Origin of the sequence: Streptosporangium sp. NPDC002544, assembly GCF_040295965.1 — a bacterium.
Taxonomy (GTDB): Bacteria; Actinomycetota; Actinomycetes; order Streptosporangiales; family Streptosporangiaceae; genus Streptosporangium.
The window spans coordinates 123,753-150,501 of the sequence record NZ_JBEOWJ010000028.1; the positions used below are offsets into that span (position 1 = coordinate 123,753).

The 26,749-nt window shown below is 69.3% G+C and carries 25 protein-coding genes; 12 read left to right on the forward strand and 13 right to left on the reverse strand.

Annotation, left to right across the window (positions count from 1 at the left end; genetic code table 11):
- Positions 1-253: 253 nt before the first annotated feature.
- The 4 genes from ABT061_RS34385 to ABT061_RS34400 all read right to left on the reverse strand — a co-directional run bounded on the left by ABT061_RS34385 (position 254) and on the right by ABT061_RS34400 (position 5,628).
- The gene (locus ABT061_RS34385; protein WP_350925903.1) at positions 254-1,513 is read right to left on the reverse strand and encodes a class I SAM-dependent methyltransferase; all 1,260 of its coding nucleotides are present in this window, start codon (positions 1,511-1,513) and stop codon (positions 254-256) included.
- A 14-nt stretch (positions 1,514-1,527) separates the two neighbouring features.
- Complete coding sequence (locus tag ABT061_RS34390) at positions 1,528-2,886, reverse strand: FAD-binding oxidoreductase (RefSeq protein ID WP_350925905.1); 1,359 nt, start codon at positions 2,884-2,886, stop codon at positions 1,528-1,530.
- A gap of 110 nt (positions 2,887-2,996) precedes the next feature.
- Positions 2,997-3,977, reverse strand: a complete 981-nt coding sequence (locus ABT061_RS34395) for an NAD(P)-dependent oxidoreductase (RefSeq protein ID WP_350925907.1) — start codon at positions 3,975-3,977, stop codon at positions 2,997-2,999.
- A 1-nt stretch (position 3,978) separates the two neighbouring features.
- Positions 3,979-5,628: a serine/threonine-protein kinase gene (locus tag ABT061_RS34400; RefSeq protein WP_350925909.1), complete on the reverse strand. Its 1,650-nt coding sequence runs from the start codon at positions 5,626-5,628 to the stop codon at positions 3,979-3,981.
- Between the two features lie 204 nt (positions 5,629-5,832).
- On the opposite strand from ABT061_RS34400, the gene ABT061_RS34405 reads away from it, so the two are divergent.
- From ABT061_RS34405 to ABT061_RS34430, 6 genes are all read left to right on the forward strand, one after another.
- A complete protein-coding gene (locus tag ABT061_RS34405) occupies positions 5,833-6,966 on the forward strand; it encodes a CaiB/BaiF CoA transferase family protein (protein WP_350925911.1) in 1,134 nt (377 codons plus the stop codon).
- The gene (locus tag ABT061_RS34410) at positions 6,966-7,619 is read left to right on the forward strand and encodes a nitroreductase family protein (RefSeq protein WP_350925913.1); all 654 of its coding nucleotides are present in this window, start codon (positions 6,966-6,968) and stop codon (positions 7,617-7,619) included. Before ABT061_RS34405 ends, ABT061_RS34410 begins: the two co-directional genes overlap by 1 nt.
- Positions 7,620-7,818: 199 nt before the next feature.
- Complete coding sequence (locus tag ABT061_RS34415; protein WP_350925915.1) at positions 7,819-9,057, forward strand: cytochrome P450; 1,239 nt, start codon at positions 7,819-7,821, stop codon at positions 9,055-9,057.
- 176 nt (positions 9,058-9,233) lie between these two features.
- A complete protein-coding gene (locus tag ABT061_RS34420) occupies positions 9,234-9,374 on the forward strand; it encodes a hypothetical protein (RefSeq protein WP_350925917.1) in 141 nt (46 codons plus the stop codon).
- Between the two features lie 20 nt (positions 9,375-9,394).
- The gene (locus ABT061_RS34425) at positions 9,395-9,625 is read left to right on the forward strand and encodes a helix-turn-helix transcriptional regulator (RefSeq protein ID WP_350925919.1); all 231 of its coding nucleotides are present in this window, start codon (positions 9,395-9,397) and stop codon (positions 9,623-9,625) included.
- 12 nt (positions 9,626-9,637) lie between these two features.
- Positions 9,638-10,171: a hypothetical protein gene (locus ABT061_RS34430; RefSeq protein WP_350925921.1), complete on the forward strand. Its 534-nt coding sequence runs from the start codon at positions 9,638-9,640 to the stop codon at positions 10,169-10,171.
- A 36-nt stretch (positions 10,172-10,207) separates the two neighbouring features.
- On the opposite strand, the gene ABT061_RS34435 is transcribed toward ABT061_RS34430, so the two are convergent.
- Entirely contained in the window at positions 10,208-10,675 is a 468-nt protein-coding gene (locus ABT061_RS34435) for a GyrI-like domain-containing protein (RefSeq protein WP_350925923.1), read from the reverse strand.
- Between the two features lie 134 nt (positions 10,676-10,809).
- On the opposite strand from ABT061_RS34435, the gene ABT061_RS34440 reads away from it, so the two are divergent.
- The 3 genes from ABT061_RS34440 (at position 10,810) to ABT061_RS34450 (ending at position 13,945) form a co-directional block, all read left to right on the forward strand.
- Positions 10,810-12,249 carry a GuaB1 family IMP dehydrogenase-related protein gene (locus tag ABT061_RS34440; RefSeq protein WP_350925925.1) on the forward strand — a complete coding sequence of 480 codons (1,440 nt, stop codon included), beginning with the start codon at positions 10,810-10,812 and terminating at the stop codon, positions 12,247-12,249.
- 248 nt (positions 12,250-12,497) lie between these two features.
- Positions 12,498-13,301, forward strand: coding sequence for a YflT domain-containing protein (locus ABT061_RS34445; protein ID WP_350925927.1), 804 nt, complete (start codon positions 12,498-12,500; stop codon positions 13,299-13,301).
- 356 nt (positions 13,302-13,657) lie between these two features.
- A complete protein-coding gene (locus tag ABT061_RS34450; protein WP_350925929.1) occupies positions 13,658-13,945 on the forward strand; it encodes a hypothetical protein in 288 nt (95 codons plus the stop codon).
- A 143-nt stretch (positions 13,946-14,088) separates the two neighbouring features.
- Here ABT061_RS34450 and ABT061_RS34455 read toward each other — a convergent pair whose 3' ends face one another.
- From ABT061_RS34455 to ABT061_RS34465, 3 genes are all read right to left on the reverse strand, one after another.
- On the reverse strand, positions 14,089-15,039 hold the full coding sequence (locus tag ABT061_RS34455) for a carbohydrate ABC transporter permease (RefSeq protein ID WP_350925931.1): 951 nt from the start codon (positions 15,037-15,039) through the stop codon (positions 14,089-14,091).
- 46 nt (positions 15,040-15,085) lie between these two features.
- The gene (locus tag ABT061_RS34460) at positions 15,086-16,060 is read right to left on the reverse strand and encodes a carbohydrate ABC transporter permease (protein WP_350925933.1); all 975 of its coding nucleotides are present in this window, start codon (positions 16,058-16,060) and stop codon (positions 15,086-15,088) included.
- An 82-nt stretch (positions 16,061-16,142) separates the two neighbouring features.
- Positions 16,143-17,498 (reverse strand): ABC transporter substrate-binding protein, encoded by a 1,356-nt coding sequence (locus tag ABT061_RS34465; RefSeq protein ID WP_350925935.1) that lies wholly within the window; start codon positions 17,496-17,498, stop codon positions 16,143-16,145.
- A gap of 193 nt (positions 17,499-17,691) precedes the next feature.
- Between ABT061_RS34465 and ABT061_RS34470 the strand changes: the two genes are divergently transcribed.
- Positions 17,692-19,071, forward strand: coding sequence for a GH1 family beta-glucosidase (locus ABT061_RS34470; protein WP_350925937.1), 1,380 nt, complete (start codon positions 17,692-17,694; stop codon positions 19,069-19,071).
- Entirely contained in the window at positions 19,068-20,066 is a 999-nt protein-coding gene (locus ABT061_RS34475) for a LacI family DNA-binding transcriptional regulator (RefSeq protein WP_350925939.1), read from the forward strand. Before ABT061_RS34470 ends, ABT061_RS34475 begins: the two co-directional genes overlap by 4 nt.
- On the opposite strand, the gene ABT061_RS34480 is transcribed toward ABT061_RS34475, so the two are convergent.
- From ABT061_RS34480 to ABT061_RS34500, 5 genes are all read right to left on the reverse strand, one after another.
- On the reverse strand, positions 20,050-21,045 hold the full coding sequence (locus ABT061_RS34480; RefSeq protein ID WP_350925941.1) for a LacI family DNA-binding transcriptional regulator: 996 nt from the start codon (positions 21,043-21,045) through the stop codon (positions 20,050-20,052). The genes ABT061_RS34475 and ABT061_RS34480 overlap by 17 nt on opposite strands.
- A 9-nt stretch (positions 21,046-21,054) precedes the next feature.
- Entirely contained in the window at positions 21,055-22,473 is a 1,419-nt protein-coding gene (locus ABT061_RS34485; protein WP_350925943.1) for a GH1 family beta-glucosidase, read from the reverse strand.
- Positions 22,470-23,321: a carbohydrate ABC transporter permease gene (locus tag ABT061_RS34490; RefSeq protein ID WP_350925945.1), complete on the reverse strand. Its 852-nt coding sequence runs from the start codon at positions 23,319-23,321 to the stop codon at positions 22,470-22,472. The genes ABT061_RS34485 and ABT061_RS34490 overlap by 4 nt, the downstream gene beginning before the upstream one ends.
- Positions 23,318-24,289, reverse strand: coding sequence for a carbohydrate ABC transporter permease (locus tag ABT061_RS34495; protein ID WP_350925947.1), 972 nt, complete (start codon positions 24,287-24,289; stop codon positions 23,318-23,320). The genes ABT061_RS34490 and ABT061_RS34495 overlap by 4 nt, the downstream gene beginning before the upstream one ends.
- 102 nt (positions 24,290-24,391) lie before the next feature.
- Positions 24,392-25,696 (reverse strand): ABC transporter substrate-binding protein, encoded by a 1,305-nt coding sequence (locus ABT061_RS34500; RefSeq protein WP_350925949.1) that lies wholly within the window; start codon positions 25,694-25,696, stop codon positions 24,392-24,394.
- Positions 25,697-26,307: 611 nt separating this feature from the next.
- Here ABT061_RS34500 and ABT061_RS34505 point away from each other — a divergent pair.
- Complete coding sequence (locus ABT061_RS34505; protein WP_350925951.1) at positions 26,308-26,682, forward strand: FKBP-type peptidyl-prolyl cis-trans isomerase; 375 nt, start codon at positions 26,308-26,310, stop codon at positions 26,680-26,682.
- Positions 26,683-26,749 lie beyond the last annotated feature (67 nt).

The window sequence follows — 26,749 nt, forward strand, 5'->3', positions numbered from 1 at the left end:
CGGCGGTTTCCGAGGTGGGCTTCGGCGACGGCGGCCGACTCCCCGGAGACCTCCGTGGCGAGCAGGCGGGTGAAGGCCATCGATCCCTCGTCCTACGCCACGAAGCCGTACGGCCCCCGCCGCGAGATATCCGCGACGGGGGCCGTCGGTCCGGCGTGAACGCGTCCGCGTGAGGGCCCGCGCGGATTCTCGTATAGGAACATCCCATATGAGCGTCTCCCGCGCGGGGTCCCGCGTGAGCGTGTCCCGGGGGTCAGGGCCAGTCGAGCGAGGGGCGGAGCGGGACGCCGGCCGTGCCGTCGTCGTTGAGCTTCACCCCGAGAACCTGGTGGAGCTGGATCTTGTTGCGTTCGAAGCCGACCACGCAGGCCGCCATGTAGAGGCGCCATACCCGTGCCGTACCCTCGCCGACCTCCTGGACCGCCTCGTCCCAGTGCTCGTCGAGGTTGGCGCACCAGTAGCGGAGGGTCTGCGCGTAGTGCTCGCGCAGGTTCTCCTCGTGCCGGATCTCGAAACCGGTGTCCTCGATCTGACGGGCCAGATAGCCGACCGACTCCAGCTCCCCGTCGGGGAAGACATAGCGATTGATGAAGCCGCCGGCGTTGAGGGTCTTCTCGGTGCCCGTCGGCCGGGTGATGCAGTGGTTGAGCAGCCGCCCTCCGGGGACGAGCTTGTCGTACAGGAAGCGGAAGTAGAAGGGCAGTTGCTCCTTGCCGATGTGCTCGGTCAGGCCGATCGAGCTGACGGCGTCGAAGCCCGTCTCCGGTACGTCGCGGTAGTCCATGTGACGTACCTCGGCGAGCTCGCCGAGACCGGCCTCCGCGATGGCCTTCTGCGCCCACTCGGCCTGCTGGCGCGAGAGGGTGACGCCCAGCGCCTTCACCCCGTACTCACGGGCGGCGTGGATGACCATGCCGCCCCAGCCGCAGCCGACGTCCAGCAGCCTCATCCCCGGCTTCAGGCCCAGCTTCCGGGCGACCAGCTCGAACTTGGCGTGCTGCGCCTCCTCCAGGGTGGACTCCTGCTCGGGGAAGACCGCGCAGGTGTAGGCCATGGACGGGCCGAGCACCCACGAGTAGAACTTGTTGGAGACGTCGTAGTGATGGTGGATCGCCTCGGCGTCGCGCTGCTTGGCGTGCCTGCTGCCCATCCGGGCGAGCATGCTGCGCCGCACCTCCTGCGGAGGCGGCGGCATCCGGGTGAGCAGCGGGCGGACCCCGAGGGCTCTGACGGCCGCGAGCTTCTGCCCGACCGGGAGGTCGTTGATCGTGAGCGACCACATCCGGGAGAGCAGCGTGTACATGTCCCCTTGGACATCGAGGTGGCCGGACACGTACGCCCTGGCCAGTCCCAGCTCCCCGGGGGCCTGTGCCAGGTACGCGACGGCCGCCGGGGTCTTCACCTCGACGCTGATGTCGGAGCTGGCCGGACCGGCCTTACTTCCGTCGTAGGCGACGAAGCGTACATCCGCCTCAGGGCCCATCACCTTTTCGAAGATCTCTGCGAGCAACACAGAATCAGCCTCTCTTAACGCCCCCGAACACACTTGTCGTAGAGGTCGAGCAACCGGCCACCCCCGTCGTATGCCCGCTTGACCGGCCAATAGGCGGTTCCGTTATAAAACCGCCAGAATTCATCCTCTGGGTAGAACGAGGTGGAGTACAGCGATTTATGGCCGTCCAGTTCGTGGACCCGGTTCTCGATGAGACGGTTGTGGTAACCGTCGAACTGCCCCCTGGGCAACGGGACCGTTCCCCAGAAGCCGAAATTGACGTACAGCCGACCGGGCTCCAGCGGATAGAGCGGCCACTCGCCGGTGGACCTCAGCGGGCACATCCAGACCGGCGCCATCCCGACCTTGTCGTGGAAGAAACTCAGGAACTCGGCACCGCGCTCGACGGGCACCTCGATGTCCTGGATGACCGACTCCTGCACCGGCAGGTCGCGCCAGCGGTCGATCCTGGCAATCACCCCGTACTTGCGGTCAAGGCCCACGAGCTTGCGGTAGACGTCCGAGCGCATCCACTTACGCGGCATCAGGGAGCGCACCAGCGCGGTCTGCACGCCGAAGGCGCGCGAGCACCAGAACCAGTCGGTGTCCCAGCGCCACAGGTAGTCGCGGACGGTCAGCCAGTCGCGGGTCCTGGTCTGGATCGACCGGTAGTAGATGCGCATCCCGGTGTAGTCGGACAGGTACGGAGCACGCTCGGCGAAGCGTCCCACGGTGATGTAGAGCTCGCCCGGACCGAAGAACGTGCCGTCCACGAAGTCGACGCGCTCGCCCTCGTACTCGCCGCTGTCACAGATCTCGCGCATCGCGAGCATGCACTTGTCGGCGTCCCCGAACGGGATGTGGGTCAGCCTGACGTACGGCTGGACGGGCTTGAGCTTGATCCGGATCCGCAGGGCGTAGCCAAGCGTGCCGTAGGAGTTGGGGAACGCCCGGAACAGGTCGCGGTGCTCGTTGTCGTCGCGGGCCACGACGATCCTTCCGTCGCCGGTGAGGATCTCCAGCTCCTCCACCGACTCGTGCGGCAACCCGTCCCTGAAACTGGTGGACTCGATGCCGAGCCCCGTCACCGCCCCGCCCAGCGTGATCGTCTTCAGCTGCGGCACCACGTACGGCATGAGCCCGTGGGCGAGCGTGGCGTCCACCAGGTGCTCGTAGGTGGTCATCCCCTGGACCTCGGCGGTCATCGTCTCCGGATCGACCGCGATGACCTGGTCCAGGTCCCTGGCGGAAAGCTTCGCCGACCGGGCGCCCTCTCTGAAGCGGAACAGGTTCGTGGTGGCCTTGGAGAGCCGGGGCACCGCGTCGCCGGGAATGGCGGCGTAGGAATCCCTGATCTGCTCCACCGCTTGCCGGTGCGCCGACATTTCTGTCATCTGTCGCACGGTAATCACCCCCATGACCATCGTTGGAAAGATCGCCCCTAGGCACGTTATATCTCGGATGTCTCCGGAGCCAGGCGGGGCGCGTTAAACACTGGAAAACTCTACGACTGTCCTTCCAGGAACCTGCGGCCGACCACCGGATCAACCCCGTTGACCACGTTCGTCACCGGGCGGCCATCGATCGCGGCCTCCAGGTTGTCCAGCACGCAACGGATCAGGCGGCCGGTCGACTGCGGGGTCACCCCCGCCACATGCGGTGAGAGCAGGACCCTGGGACTGCTCCGCAGCGGGTCGTCCGGCGGCAGCGGCTCGGTGTCGAACACGTCGAGCGCGGCGCCGCCCAGGTGCCCCGACTCCAGGGCCGACAGCAGCGCCGCCGAGTCGACCACCTGCCCCCGGGCCGCGTTGACGAGCAGCGAGCCCGCGGGCATCAGGGACGGGTCGATCAGCCTCCTGGTCCCCTCCACCAGCGGGATGACCAGGACGAGGACCTGGGAGCTCGCGACCAGCTCGGCGAGCCCCCGGTAGGTGTAGGGCACCTCGCGCGGCGTGCGCGTCCAGTAGGAGACCTCGCACCCGTGGGCGGCGAACATCCGCGCGCAGGTCTCGCCGATCGGGCCGAAACCGACGATGCCGACACGCGAGCCGTACAGCTCGGTGGGCCCGAGATCCAGCTGCGGCCAGTGGCCGGCGCGGACCGCGGCGTCGGCCTCCATCAGCCGCCGCGACAGTGCGAGCGCGGCCGCGAAGCACCACTCGGCCACCCCTGTCGCGCTCACCCCCGCGGTGTTGGCCAGCGGCACGCCGGCCTCGGCGAGCGCGGCGAGGTCGTGGCCGTCCACGCCCACCGACGGCTGCTGCACGAACGCCAGGTTCGGGGCGGACCTGACCGCCTCGGCGTCCAGGACGAGCTCGCCGCTCCAGTCACCGACCACGATCTCGGCCTCGCCGAGCGCGGCGAGCAGCGACTCCCGGTCGCGGGCCGCGGGAACCGACACCGCGACCCGGTCGCCCAGCGAGCCGAGCAGGTTGCGCACCGCCCCCTCGGGGAGCGGCGGTAGCGCGAGCACCTTCCAGGTCATGTCACTCGCCTCCGCGGGGGTGGAAACTGCCGAACACCCGGTTCATGAGGGACCGCTGGGCATCCCAGTCGTCGTCGTGGGTGGTCCAGCTGAGCAGCATGACCGTATCGCCCACCTCGATGAAACGCTGCACCTCGTGGTAGGTCACCCCGGCCGTGGCCCAGGGGGCTCCGCCGTTGTCCTTCATGCTCCAGGTGAACTCCCACTGAAGTCCGGAGCCGTAGGCCAGGGGGATCTTCGCCGTGTCCTCGGAGTGGATCTCGCTCCACTGGACCACGTTCTCCTTGACGGTCTCCTGGAGGGAGGCCAGACCGTCGGCGTTCGCCTCCAGCACCTCCACCGACAGGTGGGCGGCCCCGTCCTTGCGCAGCCACTGGGTGTAGCCCGTCTCGGCCGCCCAGTCGCCGTTCCAGCCGGCCGGATAACTGATGGACCAGTTCTCCGGCGGACGGGCCCGCCACACCTTCAACCCTCCGGTGGGCACCACCGCTCTGGTCCTGGTGGGAGTGGGGGTGGGACTCGGGGTGGGCGTCCGGGGCCTGGTCTCCTCCACCGGTTCGGGCGTCGCCTCCGCGGGAGCGGGCTCGGCGCGCGCCACCGGCTGCGATTCCGGCTGTGACATCGCCACGGCCGCGACGGCGCCACCGGCGGCCAGGAGCACGACGGCCGCCAGGACCAGTGGGATCCGGCCGCCGCGCCGCCCCGCACCGCGCCGGCGGCCGGACGCGGGCGAGGTCTCGGTCTCGCGCCTCTCCCACTCCCCGGCGCCGCGCGGATTCTCAGCGGTCCGTGCCGTACGGTGGATCGCCCTCTCCCCGGTGCGCCGGGCCGCGGCCGACGGGTCGTCAAGGACCTCCGCCAGCATGGCGTCGGCCTGCTGGGCGGTCAGCCGGTGGGCGGGCTCGCGCTGGAGCATGCCGGTGAGCACCGCGCGCATCTCCAGGGGCACCCTGCCGAAGTCGGGCTCCTCGGTGAGGAGCGCGCCGAGGGTGGCGATGGCGTCTCGGCGTTCGAAGGGGCCGTGCCCGACCAGTGCCGCATAGAGGGTGGCGCCGAGCGCCCACAGGTCGGACCAGGGGCCCGCGTCGGTGCCGGTGGCGCGCTCGGGTGGCAGGAAGCTCGGCGAGCCCGTCACCATGCCGGTCTGGGTCAGCGAGGTGTCGCCCTCGATGGTGGCGATGCCGAAGTCGGAGAGCACCGCGCGGCCGTCGGCCTCCAGCAGGATGTTGCTGGGCTTGACGTCGCGGTGCAGGATCCCGGCCTCGTGTGCCGCGCGCAGGGCCGAGAGAACCTGACGGCCGATGTCGGCGGCCTGGCGCACCGGCAGCAGACCGACCTCGTCCAGCCCGCGGGCCCTGACCAGCTCCATGATGATCCAGGGACGACCGTCCTGCTCCGCCACGTCGTAGATCGCCACGATGCCCCGGTGGTTGAGCCGGGCCGCGGTCCTGGCCTCGCGGGAGGTACGGGTCAGCTGGAGCTGGTGTTCGGCCGGGGAGAGGTTGGGCGGCAGGAGCACCTCCTTGACGGCGACCGAGCGGTTGAGGAGGGTGTCGTAGCCCTCCCAGACGACGCCCATGCCGCCCCTGCCGAGCTCCCGCAGCAGTCGATAGCGCCCAGCGACCACCCGTTCACTGTGCGGATATGTCATCGCAAAACCCCTAGGTCCCATTCGGCGAAGGCGCAAGTTTCCCATACGCGCGCGGGCACCACATGACTCATCGCGATGTGTCTTGCCACGGAAAGCCGAATGTTGTTCTACTTGAGCGGAGGGAACGGCCGCACGCCACACCAAGCGCTTGCTTGTGTGCGCCGTACCGGACTAGAGTCGATACCGCATCCGAGGAGAATATCGATGGAGCGCGTGACCAGGAAGGGCCCGCTGGCCGGAGTCCGCGTGCTCGAACTGGCGGGGCTGGCCCCCGGGCCGTTCGCCGGGATGATGCTCGCCGACCATGGGGCCGAGGTGCTGCGCGTCGAGCGCGCGAGCGTCGTCGCCAAGGCGGGCGACAGCCCACGCGCCGACGTGATGGACCGGGGCAAGAGAACGGTCGGCCTGGATCTGAAGTCCCCCGAGGGGGTGGCCGCGTTCAAGGAACTGGCCCGCCATGCCGACGTGATCATCGAGGTCTTCCGGCCCGGGGTCGCCGAACGCCTCGGCATCGGCCCCGACGACCTGCACGCGATCAACCCGCGCCTGGTCTACGGGCGGATGACCGGCTGGGGCCAGAACGGCCCGCTCGCGCCGACCGCCGGGCACGACATCGACTACATCGCCGTCTCCGGCGTGCTGTCGATGCTCGGCCGCGACGGCGAGCGCCCCACCCCGCCGATCAACATCCTCGGCGACTTCGCCGGGGGCGGCCTCATGCTCGCGTACGGCGTGCTGCTCGCGCTGATCGAGCGGGAGCGGACCGGTGCGGGCCGGGTGATCGACGCCGCCATGGTGGACGGCGCGGCGACGTTGTTCGCGATGTTCTACCACGGGGTGCAGACCGGCTTCTGGGGCCCGCGCGGCACGAACCTGCTCGACACCGGCGCGCCGATGTACGACACCTACGAGACCTCCGACGGCAAACACCTGGCCGTCGGCCCGTTGGAACCGCAGTTCTGGGCGGAGATGGTCAAACTGATGGGGCTTGAGGACCTGCCCGACCGCAACGACAGGAAGCAGTGGCCCGCGCTTCGCGAGCGGCTGGCCGAGGCCTTCCGATCAAGGACCCGCGCCGAGTGGGAGGCGGTCTTCGACGGCTCCGACGCGTGCGTCTCCCCCGTCCTGGAGGTGGGCGAGGCCGCCGAGTATCCGCACAACAAGGCCAGGGGCACGTTCGTCGAGGTCGGCGGCGTCCGGCAGCCCGCCCCCGCGCCGCGCCTGCTCGGCGTGGCGGAGCAGGACCTCTCCCCCGCCACCCGGCTGACGGATCTGACCTCCTGGGGCCTGTCCGACGAGGCCGCGGCGGAACTGCGCGAAGCGGGGGTGCTGGCCTGATGGACGTCTTCGAGGCTCTCTACACGACCAGGGCGATGCGCCGGGTCAAGCCGGACCCGATCCCCGAGGAGGTCCAGCGGAGCATCCTGGACGCCGCGATCCGCGCGCCCAGCGGCGGCAACGTACAGAGCTGGCGCTTCCTGCTGGTCGACGACCTCGCGGTGAAGGAGCGGCTCGGGCCGCTCTACCGGAACGCGCTCGGACAGCTCTTCGAGGGCCACTACCGTCCGATGCGGGAGAGAGCCGAGGCCGAGGGCGACACCCGGACGCTCAACGTCCTGAACTCGGCGAAGCACCTGGCCGACCACTTCGAGGGCTACCCGCTGCTCCTGTTCGCGTTCAACCGCAACGACCCGTCCGGCGGCTCGATCTTCCCCGCGGTGTGGAACGCGCAGCTGGCCGCCCGCGCCCACGGCGTGGGCAGCGCGCTGACCAGCGTGCTCGGCCTCTTTCACGCGGAGGAGACGCTGCGGGTGCTCGGCGTGCCCGAGGGCAAGGGCTGGGCCCTGGCCGCCACGGTCACCTTCGGCTACCCGACCGGACGATGGGGCGTCGCGCCCCGCCGCCCGGTGCACGAGGTGAGCTACCGCAACCAATGGGGCCAGGACGTGGGCTTCGAGATTTCCGAACCCCTGTGGAGGCCGGCGGACTGAGCCCCGGCGGCGCGGGGCCGCCCATCCGACGACGGCACGACCTCGCCCGGACGCGTTGGCGCGACCGATCGGGCGGCTCGGCACAATCACCCGATGTTCCGGAGCTGACCATGCTTGATCACGCCATTCACACCGCGGCGGGCGCCGGTGGCCCCGCCTCCCTCCCGGGACGCCTCGAAGGGCTCGGGAGGGATCTTCGATGACCAGCCCGTTCTCAGAGGTGGGCCAGGAGATCGGGCGCCGCGCCGCGGCGGCGCCCGCGTCTCCCGAGTCACCCGGTGCCGCCGGGATCGACCTGCTCGACGGCGACATGTACGCCGGCGACCCCGGACCGGTGTACGCCTGGCTGCGCGAGCACGCGCCGGTCTATCACGACGCGGAGAACGCGCTGTGGGGCGTCTCCCGGCACGCCGACATCTCGGCGATCGAGCGCGATCCGAAACTGTGGTCCAACGCGGGCGGCTACCGGCCACAGCTCCCCAGCGACCCGTCGATGATCGGGATGGACGACCCGGAACACGCCGAACGCCGACGCCTGGTCTACCGGCGCTTCACCCCACGCCACGTGGCGGAGCGGTACGCCGGCCGGATACGCGCCGTCGTCACCGAACTCATCGACGAGGCGCTGGAGAGGCGCACCGTGGACGCCGTGCCCGCGCTGGCCGCGCCGCTGCCGGGCCGGATGATCGGCTGGCTGCTCGGCTTCCCCGAGGAACGCTGGCCGGAGCTGGTGCACTGGTCGGAGACGACGGTCGCGGCCGGGGGCGGCCTGCGCTATGTCACTCATGAGGCCGCCGTCGCCGCCGGGGAGTTCGCCACCGTCGTCCTGGAGCTGGCCGCCGAGCGGCGCGGCTGCCCGCGCGACGACCTGACGTCGATCTGGAGCCGGGAGGCCGGCTACGACGACGACCACCTGGCCAGCGAGGCGCTGCTGCTGCTCGACGGCGGCGCCGAGACCACCAGGACCGTCATCGCCACCGCCATCGGCGCGCTGATCGACCACCCCGAGCAGTGGCGGATGCTGCGCGAGGACCCCTCGCTGATCGGAAACGCCGTCGAGGAGTTCATCCGCTGGACCACCCCGATCCTCAACATGTGCCGGAGCGCCACCCGCGACACGGTCCTGCACGGCCGGCGGATCCCCGCGGGCGGTCAGGTCCTGCTGATGTACGGCTCCGCCAACCGGGACCCCTCGGTCTTCACGGACCCGGACGTCTTCGATGTGACCCGTCCCGGTGGCGGCCACATCGCCTTCGGTCTCGGCACCCACTTCTGCCTGGGGGCGGCACTGGCCCGGCTGGAACTGCGGATCTTCTTCGAGGAGTTCGTCCGCCGGATCGGTTCGGCCGCCCGGGCGGACGAGCGGGGTCCGCGCATCCTGCCCAACGCCTTCGTCCGGGGGGTCACCTCCTTCCCGATCGTCCTGGAACCCCGCTGAACGCCCCCCGGTGGTCGCCTCCTTCCCAGCCGTCCTGAAACCCCGCTGAACGCGCCTCCCCGCCCACCGTCTTCCGATCGACTCGGCCACCCCACCAGCGGCACGTCTGCCATAGACGTGCCGCTTTTCGTCGTAGGTGTTGATTCAAATGTAGTAGGTGTACTACATTCGCACACATGAGTACTGCACCGAACGATCAGAAACCACAGGCGGCGTGCGAGGCGACCGAGGTGGCGCGGGGCGTCGATCCGCGACTCCGGAACGAGCCCCTCGTCCCCCACGACCAGGCCCGGCCATCGGCCGGGCGGGTCTCCTGAGCGCCGGGAGACCCGCCCGGATGCCTTCGGAGGACGTGTACAACCGGATCTCGGTGCTGAGAGCCGAGCGCGGGATCTCACGCAAGGATCTGGCCGCCGCGCTGGGGGTCCACTACCAGACCATCGGCTACCTGGAGCGCGGCGAGTACAGCCCCAGCCTGTTCCTCGCCCTGCGCATCGCCGAACACTTCGAGGTGCCGCTGGAAGTCGTCTTCTCCCTCAAGCCGTTCCCGCGGCTCGGCAGCAACTAGTCAGGTGGAGTGATGAACACCCAGAAAAAAGGCAAGCTCCCGACCCGCGTTGAGATCATGCAGCGCGACTACCTGCCCGGCTGGTACGCCACCCGGGGCCGCAGGCGGCTGCTCGCCTCGGCGGTGGTCCTCGCGACATCGCTGCTGTGGGTGGACGCGGCCATCTCCTGGGCCGTTCCCCGGGACGACAGGGGTGCCCTGGCCGGCCTCGCCCTGCTGGCGATCGCGACGGTCGTCTACCTACCGGCCGTCAGCCTGCTCAACGTCGCCACCCGTGGTGTCGTCGAGTTGCGCGAGCGCGACCTGGACGAGCGTCAGGTGGGCGAGCGCCTGCGGACGGTCGCCATCGCCCACCGCGTCACGACCGGCATCCTGATCGCGCTCGCCACCGTCGCCATCGGGGTGGGCATCGCCCGGGGCCGCGACCACTCACTGCCATGGGACGCGCTCGTCTCCGTGACGATCGCACTGTTCCTGACGCACTTCGTACTGCCACTGATCATCTCCGGCTGGCGGCTGCCCGACCCGCCGAACGACGACGACTGAACCCGCCCCGGCACGACGGGAGCCGCACCGAACCGCTCAGCGCATCGGGGACAGGACCGCCGCGTAGATGTCCGCGCCCCCGGGGTGGTGCACCTCCACGTCGGTGGTGAAGGCCCTCGGCGGGGTTCCTCCCGACTCGGTGTGCTTCCACAGCCGCTGCCACTCCTCGGTCAGCGCGTCCGGCATCGGCCCTCTGGCCTCCAGCTTCAGCGAGGGCACCCCCGGCACCCGTACCGCCACCATGCCCTCGGGCAGCGCCGCGGCACTGCGCACGGCGACCCCGACGATCTGGGTGTAGGCGCCGTTGTGGTCGCTCTCGTAGTCGGTGAGCACGGCGTAGATGTTCTCGTCGACCCGTCCCGGCACATGCGCGAAGGCTCCGGGGGCCCCCGCCCTCGCCCACAGCGCGCGGAGCCTACCCCGACCCGGCTCCATCTCGTCGGCGTTCGACGTTCGTACGGCATGGCCTACTACGAGCATCTCGGGCCGATCAACCAGGATCACAACGCCTCCTCTTGGCCACCGATTATTCACGCAAACCGGATCTTAGCCTCCGCTCCGACCTGCTGGATCCTCTTGGAGAGCATGGAAAGGGGGAACGCTCACCTCTGGCAATTCGCGGGATAAGGTGGAATAACGTGAAATTTCTCAATGAGTCGGCACCGGCCTACGACCTGACCTACAGCGACGTGTTCATGGTCCCGTCGCTCTCCTCCGTCGGCTCACGGCTCGCCGTCGACCTCTCCAGCAGGGACGGCACCGGGACCACCATCCCCGTCGTGGTCGCCAACATGACGGCCGTGGCGGGAAAGCGGATGGCCGAGACCGTCGCGCGCCGGGGCGGCATCACCGTGATCCCGCAGGACATCCCGATCGACGTGGTCGCGGGCGTCGTCGACTGGGTCAAGAAGCGCGACCTGGTCCACGACACACCGCTGACGCTCACCCCGCACGACACCGTCGGCGAGGCGCTCAACCTGCTGCCCAAACGGGCCCACGGCGCGATCATCGTCGTCGACTGGGAGAACCGCCCGGTCGGCGTGGTCACCGAGGGCGACTGTTCCGGCGTGGACATGTACACGCAGCTCTCCCGGGTGATGTCCGACAACCTGCTCACCCTGCCCGCCGGGCTCGACCCGCGCGAGGTCTTCGACCGCCTCCACGAGGGCCGCCACCGGCTCGCCCCGGTCGTGGACGGCGACGGCCGGCTGGTCGGCATCCTGACCAGGACCGGCGCGCTGCGCGCCACCCTGTACCAGCCCGCGGTCGACGACTCGGGCAGGCTCCGCGTCGCCGCGGCCGTCGGCGTCAACGGCGACGTGGCCGCCAGGGCCAAGGAGATCCTCGACGCCGGGGTGGACTGCCTGGTAGTGGACACCGCCCACGGCCACCAGGAGAAGATGATCAGCGCCCTGCGGGCGGTCCGCGCGCTCGACCCCGGCGTACCCGTCGCGGCGGGCAACGTCGTCACCGCCGAGGGCGTGCGCGACCTGGTCGACGCGGGAGCCGACATCCTGAAGGTCGGCGTCGGCCCCGGGGCCATGTGCACCACCCGGATGATGACCGGCGTGGGCCGCCCGCAGTTCTCCGCCGTGCTGGAGTGCTCCGCCGAGGCCCGCAGGCTGGGCCGCCACGTGTGGGCCGACGGCGGCGTCCGCCACCCCCGCGACGTGGCCCTGGCCCTGGCCGCCGGGGCGTCCAACGTGATGATCGGCTCCTGGTTCGCCGGTACCTACGAGTCGCCCGGCGACACCCGTACCGCCCCCGACGGGCGCAAGTACAAGGAGAACTTCGGGATGGCCTCGGCCCGCGCGGTGATGCTGCGCACCGCCGAGGACTCCCCCTTCGAGCGGGCCCGCAAGGCACTGTTCGAGGAGGGCATCTCCACCTCCAGGATGTATCTCGACCCGGCCATGCCCAGCGTCGAGGACCAGATCGACGCCATCGTGGCCGGCCTGCGCTCCTCGTGCACCTACGCGGGCGCCTCCACGCTGGAGGAGTTCCACGAGCGCGCGGTGATCGGTGTGCAGAGCGCGTCCGGCTACACCGAGGGCATGCCGCTCCACCAGAGCTGGTAGTTCACCCGCCGGGGTGAGGCGCCGCCGTCCCCGCGGCGCCCACCCCCGTCCCCAGCGGTAGCGGTAATCGCAGTCCCCCGTGGGTCATCACCGTCCGCCCTCGCCGGTGACCGGCACCGGGCTCGCACCGCGCTGCCCCGCCCGGAGTCGCCACACACGACAAGATGCCGATACCGGCAGGCATCCTCCCCCGGTCACGGGGTAGTCCGACCGTCGAGTCGTCCCCCACCCCCGAAAGGCGAGCACCCATGAACGAGACGCCCACCGGCCTGGACACGCAGGTCGTGGTGGACCGGAGGGTCCTGGCAGGCTACGACAACTACCTCGCGGCGCAGCGAACCGTGGACGGGCTCTCCGACGCGGGATTTCCCGTCGAGAACGTGGCGATCGTCGGCAGCGACCTGAAACTCGAGGAGACCGTCACCGGCAGGGTGACCAACGGCCGGGCCGCCCTCACCGGAGCGGGCAGCGGCGCGGCCTTCGGCGCCGTGGTCGGGATGTTCCTCGGGCTGTTCACCTCGACCACGCTGTCGTTCATCGTGCTCGTGCTCTGGGCCGCCCTGTGGGGCGCCGTGATGGGCGCCGCGTTCGGGTTCATCAACCACCTCTTCACCGGCGGCAAGCGGGACTTCGCCTCGCGCAGCGCGATCGTCGCCGGCCGCTACGACGTGCTGGTCACGGCCTCGCACCTGGACCACGCCCGCGCCATCCTGGAGTCGTCGCTCCCCGGTCCGGCCGACACCGTCGTCGTGGAGGTCCCGCCGTCGGCCGGCATGTACGACCCCGCCGCCGCGCAGACCACCGCCCCCGGCCACTCCACCCCCGCGCAGCCGCTCACCACGGATCTCCCCCCGCAGCCGACCGCCCCCGGTCTCTCCGGTCGCCCGGTCACCTCCGACCTCCCCCCGCAGCCGGTCACTCCCGACCTCTCCGCGCGCCCGGCCATCTCGACTCCGCCTCCGGCCAGGCCGGTCACCTCCGCCCCGGACGCCCCCGCCCCCACGCCGCCGAGCACCGAGGACCGGCCCGCTCCGGAACAGCCCCGCTCCTGAAACACACCCGGTACGCCCGCACCAGGGGCGTACCGGAGCCGCAGGGGCGGCGGAAAAGGCGCGTGGCACATCGTTCTTCGCCCCGGAGGTCCGCCGGGAATCCGAACCTGCCCCCTCCGCTCCCGCTTCTCGCCTCCCTCCGGTGAGGTGGGCGACGGCCGATCCCTGACCGTTTCGAACACCGGAACCACAACGAGAGCAATTCAACTGCCAGACAAACCCGGCAATTCACTCGCTAAGCATAATGGTCCGGATTCCCAGCGAAAGCACTCCAACAAAGCCTGATTTTCCGGTCAACCAGTCCTTTGCCTAAGACGTCTCACAAGCGGCACATTCCCATTTTTCAGGAGCCCTGCTTGTTGAGACGTTTGCTCGCCGTCGCCGCCCTGGTCGGCAGCGCCATGATCGCGCCGACTGCGGTCGGTACCGTCCACGCCGCCACCACGGTTTCCGCGCCCGCCGCGACCTCGACTGCCGGATGCGCCTACCGGCGCGACGGTCAGGTCTGGCGATGCATCACACCGGGCGCGTTCTGCCCGGCGGCCGCGCACGGCAAATACGGATACGCGAAGGTGACGAACAAGAAATATAGGTGCATAAAGGCCAGCGGGGACATCAGGTGGCGATGGAAGCCCGTTCGCTGACCCCGGACACGAAACTCCGAAGAGAACGTGCGGCAGAATAGGGCATTTTCCAGATTTGTCGGAAATGCCTGTACATCTCGCTCTCTTTATCCGGGTGTTCACCGCGTGTGTGAACACCCGGATCGAGGAGAGCCCGGGGCCGGTCAGCCCTTGACGCTGCCGGCGAGCAGGCCGCGGACGAAGTAGCGCTGCATCGACAGGAAGACGATCAGCGGGATGATCAGCGAGACGAACGCGCCCGAGGTCAGGCGTTGCCACTCGTTGCCCTTGGTGCCCGCCATCTGCGCCAGCCGCACCGTCATCGGGGCGCTGTCCGGAGTGCCGCCGGCGAAGATCAGGGCCACCAGCAGGTCGTTCCAGACCCAGAGGAACTGGAAGATGGCGAAGGTGGCCAGCGCGGGCCCGACCAGCGGGAGGACGATCGTGCGCAGCACCTTCCCGTGACTGGCCCCGTCCACCCTGGCCGCCTCCATGAGCTCGCCGGGGAGCTCGGACATGAAGTTGTGCAGCAGGAAGACGCCCAGTGGCAGGGCGAAACAGGTGTGGGCGAACCAGACCTGGACGAAGCGGGCCGGGCCCTCCAGGTCCCAGGCGGGCAGCAGTTGGACGCCGAAGACGGCCACGCCCTCGGAGAAGAACGACAGCAGCGGCACGAGTGACATCTGCAGCGGCACGATCTGCAGCGCGAAGACGCCGATGTAGATCCACTCGCGCCCGCGGAATGGCAGCCAGGCCAGCGCGTACGCCGCGAAGGTGGCCAGCGCCAGCGGAAAGAGCACCGACGGGATCGTGATGACGATCGAGTTGATCAGGAAGCTCATCATCTGGCCGGACGACGAGGAGGTGCCGAACAGGACCTGCTGGTAGTTCTCCAGCGTGATCTGCGGGTCGGAGAAGAACGTCCACCAGCCGGTGGTCTTGATCTGGTCCTCCGGGCGCAGCGAGGAGAGCAGCAGGCCGAAGGTCGGGGTGGTCCACAGGACGGCGATGACGATCGCGACGGCACTGGCGACCCGGCCGCTCAACCGCCGCCGTACGCGTTGCGGCGCGTTCTCCACCCGGGTCCGCAGCGCGGTCTGGGTCAACGTGGCCACGTGGCCTCCTTCGTCCGGGGCGTGCTCGCGCAGCCTGCTCGCCCGGTCACCTCAGGGCCTCCCTGCGCTGGCGGATCTGGTAGATCACGATCGGGGTGACCAGTACGAACAGGAAGACCGCGAGGGCCGCGCCCTTGCCCGTCTCGCCGTACCGGAAGGCCTGATTGTACATCTCGTTGGCGATGACGCTGGTGTCGAACTGACCGCCGGTCATGGTGCGGACGATGTCGAACAGTTTGAGCGTGCCGATCGACTGGGTGACCACCACGACCACGATGGCCGAGCGGATGGAGGGCAGCGTCACCCTGAAGAACATCTGCAGCGGGGTGGCACCGTCCAGCTTGGCGGCCTCGACGATCTCGGCGGGGATGCCCTTGATGGCCGCGGAGAGCACCACGGTGGCGAAGCCTGCCTGGATCCAGACCATGACCACGATCAGGAAGAGCGTGTTGAGCGGGGGTTCCTGGAGCCACTGTTGCGGCTCGCCGCCGACGGCGACCACGAGCCGGTTGAGCAGGCCGATCTGGTCCTGCTCCTCGGAGCGGTAGGCGTAGACGAAGCGCCAGATGATGCCCGCGCCGACGAAGGAGATCGCCATCGGCAGGAAGACCAGCGACTTGGCGAGCGCCTCGAAGCGGGTGCGGTCCACCAGGACGGCGTAGACCAGGCCGACCGAGGTCACCAGTAGCGGGACGAGCAGCACCCAGATCAGGGTGTTGCGCAGTACGGTCACCGCCTCCGGCTGGGTGAACATCCAGCCGTAGTTGTCCATGCCCACCCACTGCTTGCCGTCACCGCTCATGAACGACAGCAGGGTGGTCCGCACGGCCGGGATGACCAGGCCGATGGTGAGCAGCAGGATGGCGGGCAGCAGCAGGATGGCGGCGTGGGTCCAGGCGCGCCGTCGCATCGGGACGCGGTCGACCAGCACCAGTATCACCGCGACCACCACGAGGAACGCGGCGACGCCGATCAGCAGTTGGACGAGTTTGGGCAGTTCGGCGGCGAAGTCGAAGTCCATCGGAGGATCTCCCGGGAGGATCGGGCCGGGGGGAACGACGGTCCGGTCCCGCATCACGCGGGACCGGACCTATCGAGTTATGTCAGGACTTGGGCCAGGAGGCCTCGATGTAGTCGAGGACCGTCTTGGTGTCCTTGCCGTTGATCCAGTCGGTCATGCCCTTCCAGAAGGTGCCCGCGCCCACCGCGGCCGGCATCAGGTCCGAGCCGTCGAAGCGGAAGATCGTGCTCGGGTCCTGCAGCATCTCCATGGAGAGCTTGTCGATCGGGTTCTGGGCGTTGGTCGGGTCGACACCCTTGCGGGCGGTGACGTAGGTGCCCAGCTTCATCCGGGCGGCGGGGAACTCCGCGGAGGCGAGGTAGGCCTGGACGGTCTGGACCTCGGGACGGTCGGCGAAGGCCGCCACGAACTCGCCCGCGCCGAGCACCGGCTTCTTGGCCGGGTCGTTGCCCGGCAGGTAGAAGGCGAACACGTCGCCGTCCTCGGCGACCTTGGTGCCCTCGGGCCAGAAGTTGGCGTAGAAGGACGCCTGGCGGTGCAGGGCGCACTTGCCCTCGGTGATCGGGACGCCGCCCTCCTGGAAGGCGGTGCTGGCGATCGACTTGACCGGGCCGTAGCCGCCGTTGACGAACTTGTCGTTCTTGAGGATCGCGCCGACCTTGTCCACCGCCGCGACGACCTTGGGGTCGTTGAACGGCAGTTTGTGGCCCACCCAGTCGTCGTAGCCCTCGGGGCCGATCTCCCGGAGCAGGATGTCCTCGATCCAGTCGGTGGCCGGCCAGCCGGTCGCGTCACCGGACTCGATGCCCGCGCACCACGGCTTGATGCCGGTGCCGGCGATCGTGGTGCTGAGCGTCATGAGCTCGTCCCAGGTCTTGGGGACGGCCCAGCCCTTCTCGGTGAACATCTTCGGCGAGTACCACACGAAGGACTTCACGCTGGCGCCCAGCGGGGCGCCGTAGAAGGTGCCGTCGACCGTGGCGTACTTGGCCCAGTCCGCAGACCAGCCCTCGCCGGTGAGCTTCTTGACCTCTTCGGAGGCGGGCTTGAGCTTGCCGGCCTTGGCGAAGCGCTCCAGCAGTCCCGGCTGGGGGAAGAAGGCGATGTCGGGGGGGTTGCCGCCGTCCGCGCGGACCTGGATCTGGGCCTCGAACTCGCCGGTGCCCTCGTATGTGATCTTGATGCCGGTGCACTGGGCGAACGGCTTCCACGCCTGCTCGAAGAGGTCGGCCTCCGTGTCGCGGATCGGCGAGTAGATGCTGACGGTCTTGCCCTCGTGCTTACCGTACTGGCTGAAGGCGGCGCATTCGGGGGACGTGCTGCTGCCGCCGCCCGCCGATGGCTTGGCCTCCGTGGATCCGCATGCGGTGGCGACCAGCGCCAGCCCTATGGTGCCCGCCACCAGGACGGCACGATTGGGCCGAGAGAGGAGCGACATGGACCTTCCTCCATATGTACATTGCCGGGGAGTGAGAGAGCGCTCTCTGGAAGAATTGTCCGCACACCACTCAATGTCAAGAACTGTGATATTACGGTTACAGTCTCATTTTTCTTGACACGATCCGTGCGCTACCGTGATGCTCGTGAGAGCGCTCTCACGGAACAGCCACACAGAATGGGACGGTGAGGACATGACCATGTCCGCCGAAAAGTCCTACCACCTTCGGGACTCCGGCGTGCTGAGGTTTCCCGAGGGCTTCGTCTGGGGTGCCGCGACCGCGGCCTACCAGATCGAGGGCGCCGCCCGGGACGATGGCAGGGGGCCCTCGATCTGGGACACCTTCTCCCGGACCCCTGGCAAGGTCTACTCGGGCCACACCGGTGACGTCGCATGCGACCACTACCACCGCTATCCCGAGGACGTCGCCATCATGCGCGACCTCGGCCTCGCGGCCTACCGCTTCTCCATCTCCTGGCCCCGCCTGCAGCCCGACGGCTCGGGCCCGGTGAACCCGCGCGGTCTGGACTTCTACGACCGCCTCGTCGACGAACTCCTCGGCGCGGGCATCACCCCGATCGTGACGCTCTACCACTGGGACCTGCCGCAGACCCTGGAGGATCTCGGTGGCTGGACCAGCAGGGAGACCGCCGCGCACTTCGCCGACTACGCCGCGATCGCGCACGGCCGGCTGGGTGACCGGGTCGAGACCTGGACCACCCTGAACGAGCCCTGGTGCTCGGCCTTCCTCGGCTACGCCTCGGGCATCCACGCTCCCGGCCTCGCCGATCCCGCGCTGGGCTTCGCCGCCGCCCACCACCTGCTGCTCGGCCACGGCCTGGCCGTCCAGGCACTGCGTGCCTCGGGCGCCACCAAGGTCGGCATCACGCTCAACCTCGCCCCCGTGCTCGGCGACGACGTCGCGGCGACCGAGCTCGTCGACGGCCTGCAGAACCGGATCTTCCTGGACCCGGTGCTCCGCGGCGAGTATCCCGCCGACGTCGTGGAGCGGGCCCGCCGTTTCACCGACTGGTCCTTCGTGCGGGACGGGGATCTGGAGACCATCAGCCAGCCGATCGACCTGCTGGGCGTGAACTACTACCACCCGCAGACCGTGGCCGCCCGCACCGGTGAGCCCGCCAACCCCGTCTACCCGGGCAGCGAGGGCATCGCCTTCGGCCTCGCCGACGCGCCGAAGACCGCGATGGGCTGGCCGGTCCAGCCGTTCGGCCTGACCGATCTGCTCCTGCGGCTCTCGCGCGACTATCCGGGCACCCCACTGATCATCACCGAGAACGGCGCCGCCTACGACGACGTCGTCGAGAACGGCGAGGTGCACGACGTCGGCCGCCTCTCCTATCTCGACGGGCACCTGCGCGCGGCGCACGCGGCCATCGAGGGTGGTGCGGACCTACGCGGCTACCTCGTCTGGTCCCTGCTGGACAACTTCGAGTGGGCCGAAGGTTACCGCAAACGCTTTGGCGTCGTACATGTCGATTACGGAACCCAACGCCGTACCCCCAAGGACAGTGCCCTGTGGTACAGCAAGGTAGTACGCCGGAACGGACTGTGAGGGCCCGTCCAACCCTGGAGAAGGTGGCCGCCCGGGCCGGTGTGTCCCGGGCGACCGCCTCACGCGTGGTCAACGGCTCCACGCGCGTGGCGCCGGAGATCCGCGAGGCGGTCAACCGCGCCGTGGACGAGCTGGGCTACGTGCCCAACCAGGCGGCGCGGAGCCTGGTCACCCAACGGGCCGACTCGATCGCCCTCGTCTTCCCCGAACCGGCGACCCGGGTCTTCTCCGAGGATCCCACCTTCTCCGGGATCATCCGGGGGGTCAGCATGGAGATCGAGGAGGCCGACAAGCAGCTCGTGCTGATGCTCACCGGCCTGGCCGGCGGTTACCAGCGGGTCGAGCGCTACGCCACCAACGGCCACGTGGACGGCGTGATCATCGCCTCGATGCACGGAACCGACCCGCTGCCCGGCATCCTCGCCAGGCGCGGCGTGCCGGTGGTGTGCAGCGGCAGGCCCAGCGTGCCCAGCAGCCTGCCGTACGTGGACATGGACAACGTCGGCGGCGCCGAGCGCGCGGTGCGGCACCTGGTGGAGCAGGGGCGCCGCCGGATCGCGACCATCGCGGGACCGCAGGACATGATCGCCGGGATCGACCGGCTCAACGGCTACCGTGCCGTGCTCCGCGACTCCGACCGCCGCTCCATCGTCGCGGTCGGCGACTTCACCCGCGAGTCGGGGACGTCGGCGATGCGGCAGCTGCTCGCCGACGACCCGGAGCTCGACGCGGTGTTCGTGGCCAACGACCTGATGGCACTGGGCGCGCTTACCGCCCTGCGCCAGGCGGGACGGCAGGTCCCCGGCGACGTCGCGGTGGTCGGCTTCGACGACATCCCCGCCGCGTCCTACACCGAGCCCTCGCTGACCACGGTCAGGCAGCCGACCGTCGAGATGGGGCGGAGGCTCGCCCGCATGGTGCTCGACCTGGAGGAGAAGGCACAGGTGATGCTCCCCACCGAGCTGATCGTCCGGGGATCTACGACGACGCCCTGACGACCAGTTCGGTGGAGACGATCACGTTTTCGGCGGGCCCCCCGTCGAGGAGGCCGAGCAGGAGACGGACCATGGCCGCGGCCTGCTCGGCGTGCGGGGTGTGGATGGTCGTGAGCGGCGGGTCGGTGTAGCGGGCGGCCTCTATGTCGTCGTAGCCGACGATCGCGACGTCACCGGGGATCTGCCGCCCCGCCTGGCGGAGCGCGTGCATGGCGCCGATCGCCATCAGGTCGTTGGCGGCGAAGACCGCGTCGAGCTCCGGGTCGTCGGCGAGCAGCTGCCGCATCGCGACCGCCCCGGACTCCCGGGTGAAGTCGCCGACCGCGATGATCGAGCGGCGGTCGGAATCGCGGAGCACCTCTCGGTATCCGGCCAGCCGGTCCTGGCCGCCGATCATGTCCAACGGTCCCGCGATGGTGGCGATGCGCCGCCTGCCCCGCTCCAGCAGGTGCCGCACGGCGGTGGCGGCGCCGGCGACGTTGTCGTTGTCGACGTAGGGCATCGCGACCGGCACGGCCGGCCTGCCGTAGGAGACGACCGGGACGCGCAGCCGGGTGAGCGCGACCGGCAGCGGGTCGGCGCCATGGCTCGACACGAGCATGACGCCGTCGACGTGACCGCCGGCTATGTAGTGCTCCACCCGGGCATGGCTCTCCGGCGACCCGGCCAGCAGCAGCACGACCTGCTTGTTGACGGCCTCCAGCTCCAGGCTGGCCGAGCGGATGACCGTGGAGAACATCGGATCGTCGGAGAACACCCGGTTCGGCGACTCCGAGACGACCAGCGCGACCGAGTTGGTCCGCTGGGTCGCCAGGTTCCTCGCCGCCCCGTTGGGGACGTAGCCGAGCTCGTTCACCGCGCGCATGACCAGTTCTCGGATGTCGGCGGTGACCGTGGTCTGGCCGTTCACCACCCGGGAGACGGTCGACCGGGAGACCCCGGCACGGGCGGCGACCGCCTCCAGGGTGGGTCGTTTCATCGTGTTCCCCTACAGTCCGTTGCGCGCGATGACCTCGCGGTACCAGAGCGCGCTGTCCTTGAGCAGGCGCCGCTGGGTGGCGAAGTCGACATGTACGATCCCGAATCTCCGCCGGTACCCCTCGGCCCATTCGAAATTATCCAGCAGTGACCAGACCAGGTAACCACGCACGTCCGCCCCGTCCGCGATCGCGGCGTGCACGGCGCGCAGGTGGCCGTCCAGATAGTCGGTCCTGCGCGCGTCGTGAACGCGGCCGTCCTCCACGACGTCGTCGAATGCCGCGCCGTTCTCGGTGATGATCAGGCCGACCTCCGGGTAGTCGTCGGAGAGCCGCACCAGCAGGCGGGAGAGCCCGTTCGGCACGATCGGCCAGCCCATCGCGGTGGCCGGCACGCCGTCCGCCGGGCAGAACCTGATGTCCTCGCTGCCCGGCCACGCCGCGTCGGCCGCCTGGCCGGGACCCGACTCCACCACGCATGGGTTGTAGTAGTTGATACCCAGCAGGTCGATCGGCTGGTTGATGATCGCCAGGTCGCCGTCCCGGATGTGGTCGACGCCACCGTTGCGCCCGACGATGTCGAGGAACTCGGCGGGATACTCCCCGCGTACCGCAGGGTCGATGAACTGCCTGGTCAGCAGGGTGTCGATCCGGCCGACCGCCTCCGCGTCCGCCGCCGAGGGCGCGGCCCCCGGATCGGCCACCTGGGCCGGGGTGATCACCGGCGACAGGTTGAGGACCAGCGAGATCTCCCGCGCGCCCGCCTCGCGGAGCGCCCGTGCCGCCAGCCCGTGTCCCAGCAGCATGTGGTGGGCCGCGCGGAAGGCCGCCGCGGGGTCGGTCCTGCCGGGCGCGTGCACCCCGTTGCCGTAGCCGAGGAAGGCCGCCACCCACGGCTCGTTGAGGGTCGTCCAGTTGTGGACGCGATCCCCCAGCCGCGCGTACACGGCCGCCGCGTACTCGGCGAACCGGTAGGCGGTGTCGCGCTCGGGCCAGCCCCCCGCGTCCTCCAGCGCCTGCGGAAGATCCCAGTGGTAGAGGGTGACGTACGGCGTGATGCCCGCCTCCAGCAGCCGGTCCACCAGGCGGCTGTAGAAGTCGAGGCCCCGCGCGTTGACAGGGCCGCTCCCGTGCGGCTGGACCCTGGGCCAGGCCACCGAGAACCGGTACGCCGCCAGGCCCAGCTCGCTCATCAGCGAGACGTCGTCGGCGTGACGGAAGTAGTGGTCGCACGCCACGTCGCCGGTGTCGCCCCCGGCGACCTTGCCCGGGGTACGCGAGAAGGTGTCCCAGATCGAGGGCTCGCGGCCGTCCTCACGCACGGCCCCCTCGATCTGGTAGGACGCGGTGGCCGCGCCCCAGACGAAACCGGTGGGGAAGTCCGCACGCCCTTCCGTAAGGGTGGCCCCCCGAGTGCCGACGACGGTCATCCCTTCACCGCTCCCTGCATGATTCCTCCGATGATCTGTTTACCGAGAAGAGCGAACACCAGCATCAGCGGCAGGGTGCCGAGCGTGGTGCCCGCCAGGCCGAGCACGTAGTCGTTGACGTATCCGCTGGCCAGCGTGGACAGGGCGACCTGCACCGTCGGATCCTCCGGGGTCAGCACGACCAGCGGCCAGAAGTAGTCGTTCCAGACCGACATGAAGGTGAGCATGCCCAGCACCGCCGCCGCCGGGCGGGCGGTCGGAAGCACGACGTGCCAGAACAGGCCCCAGGTGCTGCAGCCGTCGACCCGGCCTGCCTCGAGCAGCTCGGTCGGCAGCGCCCGGGAGAGGTACTGGGTCATGAAGAACACGCCGAACGCGTTGACGAGCGCGGGCACGATCAGCGCGTACATGGTGCCGGTCCACTCCAGCTTCACCATCAGCATGTACAGCGGGATGATGCCGAGCTGGGTCGGCACCATCATGGTCGCCACGGTGAGCAGGAGCAGGGCGTTGCGGCCGCGGAAGCGCAGCTTGGCGAAGGCGAACCCGGCCAGCGTGGAGAAGAACATCACCGCGATCGCGACGGAGCCGGAGACCAGGACGGAGTTGACCATCGCCAGGGCGAAGGGGACGGTGTCGAAGACGCGGGCGACGTTGGCGAAGAAGTTGCCGCCGGGCAGCAGCGGCGGTGGGACGTCGGCCAGGGCCGCGTTGTCGCGGGAGGCCACCACGATGCTGTAGTAGAGCGGCAGCATGGAGAAGAACGCCACCGCCGTCAGTGTGAGATAGGTGAGCCTGCGGGCGGCCGTGGAGCGCCGGGCTCCGGAGACGGCGGTACGGGCGCTCACGTCAACCCTCCCTTCGCGCGGCGGGTGATCAGGTAGTTGACACCGGCGACCAGGACGATGAAGACGAACATCATCCAGGAGATGGCCGAGGCGTAGCCGAAGTCGAGCTTGGTGAAGTTCTCGTAGATGAACAGCGAGAGCGTCTGGTACTGCCGGTCCACCCCTCCGGTGATGAGGTAGGAGCCGAACAGCAGCGGCTCGGCGAGAATCTGCATGGCACCGATCGTCGAGGTGATCACGACGAAGACGATCGTGGGCCTGATCATCGGGATGGTGATCCTGCGGAGCTGGGTCATGTCGCTCGCACCGTCGAGGGTGGCCGCCTCGTACAGCTCACGCGGCACGGCCTGCATGGCCGCCAGGAAGATCAGCGCGTTGTAGCCCGTCCACCGCCACATGATCATGATGGAGATGGCGACGTGGGAGCTCAGCACGCCCTCGTTCCAGGCGACACCCTCGACGCCGAACAGCGACAGCGTCCAGTTGATCATGCCGAAGTCGCGGCCGAAGAGCTGGCTGAAGATGACCACCACCGCGACCACGCTGGTCACGTTGGGCAGCAGCAGCGTGACGCGGAAGAAGGTCTGCGCCCGCAGCGGCCGGTTGAGCAGGTGGGCCAGCCAGATGGCCAGCAGCAACTGCGGAACCGTGGACAGCACCCCGATGGACAGGGTGTTGAAGGTGGCGTTCCAGAAGTAGTCGTCGGCGAGCAGCGTCCTGAAGTTCTCCAGGCCGACGAAGGGCTGTTCGTCCCGGAGCAGCGTCCACTCGTGCAGGCTCACCCAGGCGGTGTAGGCCAGGGGGAACAGCCCGAAGGCGGAGAACAGCAGGAAGAACGGGGCCACATACGCGTACGGCGAGCCTTTGACGTCGAGTTGGTGGACCAGGTGGCGGCGCAGGCGGTGGCGGGGCCCCGTCGGCTTGCCCGCCGGGGCCGCCGCCAGGCGATCGGGTGCCCGAGTGGCCATGGCAGCTCCTTTCCAGGATTCGTTGGGGAGGACGGGCGTGCGGCTCAGGTGGGCGGCAAGCAGGTGGCCGACCGGTGCGAGACCAGTCGGCCGAAGGGGCGGCTACTTGATCCTGCCGACGTCCTCAAGCGCCTGCTTCCAGGCCTCCTCGGGGTTCTGCTTGCCCTGGTCGACCCGCTGAAGGCCGTTGCCGATCGCCTGCAGGATGTCACCGCCCTTGGGCCCGACGGGCTGCGGCTTGAGCGCCTTGGCGGCGTCGGTGAAGATCTTGCCGATCGGCGCGTTGCCGAAGTACGGGTTGACGTACTCGGACACCGCCGGGTCGTCGTACAGGGCGGGCAGCGAGGGCAGCGCGCTGGCCTCCTTGAAGAGCTTGATCTGGCTCTCCTTGCTGGTCAGCAGGTTGATCAGTTCCGCGGCCTCCTTGGGGTGCTTGCCCTGCTTGGGCAGCATCAGGTGGGTGCCGCCCTGGTTGCCGCCGCCGCCGGGCACCGCGGCGATGTCCCAGGTGCCCTCACCGGGCTTCTGGTCCTTGATCGTGCCGGTCTTCCAGGCCGGGCAGACCATGGTGGCGAAGGTGCCCTTGGCGATTCCGGTGTTCCACGGCGGCGAGAAGGCGGCGAGGTTGGCGGAGAGACCGTCGTTGATCATCTTCACGCCCGTGTCGAACGCCTTGCGCACCTCGGGGTTGGTGGCGGCGACGATGTTGTACTGGTCGTCGTAGAAACCGACGGGGGCCTGCTCGACCATGGCGCGGAAGTGCTCACCGGGACCGTCGGTGAACTTGGCGCCCGCCACCTTGGCCGCGACGAACTTCTTGCCGGTCTCGATGTAGCCGTCCCAGGTCGGCCAGAGCGCCGACACCTCGTCACGGTCGGTTGGCAGGCCGGCCTTCTTGAACAGGTCGGGGCGGTAGCACATGGCCAGGCCGCCGACGTCGGTGCCCAGTCCCATGAGCGAGGAGCCGTCGTTGGAGACGCCCAGCTTCCACTTCCAGTCGAGGTACTCGCTCTGGCGCGAGTCCAGGCCGTAGTCCTTGAGGTTGTAGAACTTGTCGGGCACCGGCGTGAAGGAGGCGATGTAGCCGCCCTCGACCGCGACCACGTCCGCGGCGCCCGCCCCGGTGGTGAGCTGCGTGATGAGGTTGGTGTGGTGGTCGTTGAACTGCGCGCGGCGCTCCACGATCTCCACATTGGGGTGGGTCTTCTTGAACTCCTCGTACAGCGGCGCGAAGTGGAAGTCGCTGAACAGCCCGACGGTCAGCTTGATCTTCTCGGCCGGCTGGGAGGCCGCCCCACCGTCTGCGGTGGTACCGCCGCCGTTGCCGCCGCCGCAGGCGGTGAGGCCCAGGGCCAGGGCGGAGACGGCGACCATCGGGGCGAGGAACCGGTGGCGTGACTTACGCATGGAACCCTCCTAGGGTCCTCATAAATGATCATGGAGAGAGCGCTCCCTGAGCAGATTGATACCAACAGGGTTGTGTGTCAACGGCCCCCCGAACGCCGACCTGCACCCTAAAGTCGGCTTTTCTTGGAGAGCGCTCTCCCGGACTTCGGGGCGTTTTCCCAGGTCAAGCATGTTTAAGAGTTAGATTTAGCAGTAGATGGAGCGCTCCCACAATAAAAGGTCACATTAAGGTCGCGTTTCCATCGTGTTCCACGATGCAGCTCCACGCCCTTGACACTCCTCGCGAGTCAGGTCACTCTCTCAACCAGAGAGCGCTCCCCAGTGACTCTCAGCAGGGCTCCACCCGTCGCCGGCCACCCGCGGCGTGGATGCCGCCGACTGTGGCCCAGGTGGACCAGGTGGCCCGACGACTCGTCCCGTCATGCCCATGCGCGCCGTTACTCCGGTGGTGAATCCCGTGCGCCTCGCCTCCCCACCCGCTCCACGCTCCTTTCCCGAAGGACGACGCGGGAGCCATCCCGTCCCCGTGGCTCTCGTGGCGGCGCCGGACCCCGTAGAGTCGTCCGGCCGGTCGGAAATCGACCGGCGCGTATCCAACCAAGGAGAACCACGTGGCACTGGAGAAGCCGGAGATCGACTTTCCGGAAGGCGCCCCGCCCTCGGAGCTGGAGATCGTCGACATCGTCGTAGGGGACGGCCCGGAGGCCAAGCCGGGGCACCAGGTCACCGTGCACTACGTCGGCGTGGCCTTCTCGACGGGCGAGGAGTTCGACGCGTCGTGGAACCGCGGCGACACCTTCCAGTTCCCGCTGGGCGGGGGCCGGGTCATCGCGGGCTGGGACCAGGGCGTCGCGGGCATGAAGGTCGGCGGCCGTCGCCGTCTCACCATCCCGCCGCACCTCGGCTATGGCAACGCCGGTGCGGGTAACCGCATCAAGCCCGGCGAGACGCTCATCTTCGTCGTGGACCTGCTCGGCGTGAGCTGACGCCCAGGAGACGGGACAGCACTGGTGGGCGTGCCGCCCCGTCACCGAAGAACTTCGGTGACGGGGC

Bases quoted from the DNA above. Each gene is read 5' to 3' on its own strand.
- ABT061_RS34400 (WP_350925909.1), bottom strand. From the start codon at position 5,628: ATGACATATCCGCACAGTGAACGGGTGGTCGCTGGGCGCTATCGACTG.
- ABT061_RS34495 (WP_350925947.1), bottom strand. From the start codon at position 24,289: ATGGCCACTCGGGCACCCGATCGCCTGGCGGCGGCCCCGGCGGGCAAG.
- ABT061_RS34420 (WP_350925917.1), top strand. From the start codon at position 9,234: ATGAGTACTGCACCGAACGATCAGAAACCACAGGCGGCGTGCGAGGCG.
- ABT061_RS34445 (WP_350925927.1), top strand. From the start codon at position 12,498: ATGAACGAGACGCCCACCGGCCTGGACACGCAGGTCGTGGTGGACCGG.
- ABT061_RS34395 (WP_350925907.1), bottom strand. From the start codon at position 3,977: ATGACCTGGAAGGTGCTCGCGCTACCGCCGCTCCCCGAGGGGGCGGTG.
- ABT061_RS34465 (WP_350925935.1), bottom strand. From the start codon at position 17,498: ATGTCGCTCCTCTCTCGGCCCAATCGTGCCGTCCTGGTGGCGGGCACC.
- ABT061_RS34500 (WP_350925949.1), bottom strand. From the start codon at position 25,696: ATGCGTAAGTCACGCCACCGGTTCCTCGCCCCGATGGTCGCCGTCTCC.
- ABT061_RS34425 (WP_350925919.1), top strand. From the start codon at position 9,395: ATGCCTTCGGAGGACGTGTACAACCGGATCTCGGTGCTGAGAGCCGAG.
- ABT061_RS34405 (WP_350925911.1), top strand. From the start codon at position 5,833: ATGGAGCGCGTGACCAGGAAGGGCCCGCTGGCCGGAGTCCGCGTGCTC.
- ABT061_RS34480 (WP_350925941.1), bottom strand. From the start codon at position 21,045: ATGAAACGACCCACCCTGGAGGCGGTCGCCGCCCGTGCCGGGGTCTCC.
- ABT061_RS34390 (WP_350925905.1), bottom strand. From the start codon at position 2,886: ATGACAGAAATGTCGGCGCACCGGCAAGCGGTGGAGCAGATCAGGGAT.
- ABT061_RS34410 (WP_350925913.1), top strand. From the start codon at position 6,966: ATGGACGTCTTCGAGGCTCTCTACACGACCAGGGCGATGCGCCGGGTC.
- ABT061_RS34430 (WP_350925921.1), top strand. From the start codon at position 9,638: ATGAACACCCAGAAAAAAGGCAAGCTCCCGACCCGCGTTGAGATCATG.
- ABT061_RS34415 (WP_350925915.1), top strand. From the start codon at position 7,819: ATGACCAGCCCGTTCTCAGAGGTGGGCCAGGAGATCGGGCGCCGCGCC.
- ABT061_RS34470 (WP_350925937.1), top strand. From the start codon at position 17,692: ATGACCATGTCCGCCGAAAAGTCCTACCACCTTCGGGACTCCGGCGTG.
- ABT061_RS34460 (WP_350925933.1), bottom strand. From the start codon at position 16,060: ATGGACTTCGACTTCGCCGCCGAACTGCCCAAACTCGTCCAACTGCTG.
- ABT061_RS34485 (WP_350925943.1), bottom strand. From the start codon at position 22,473: ATGACCGTCGTCGGCACTCGGGGGGCCACCCTTACGGAAGGGCGTGCG.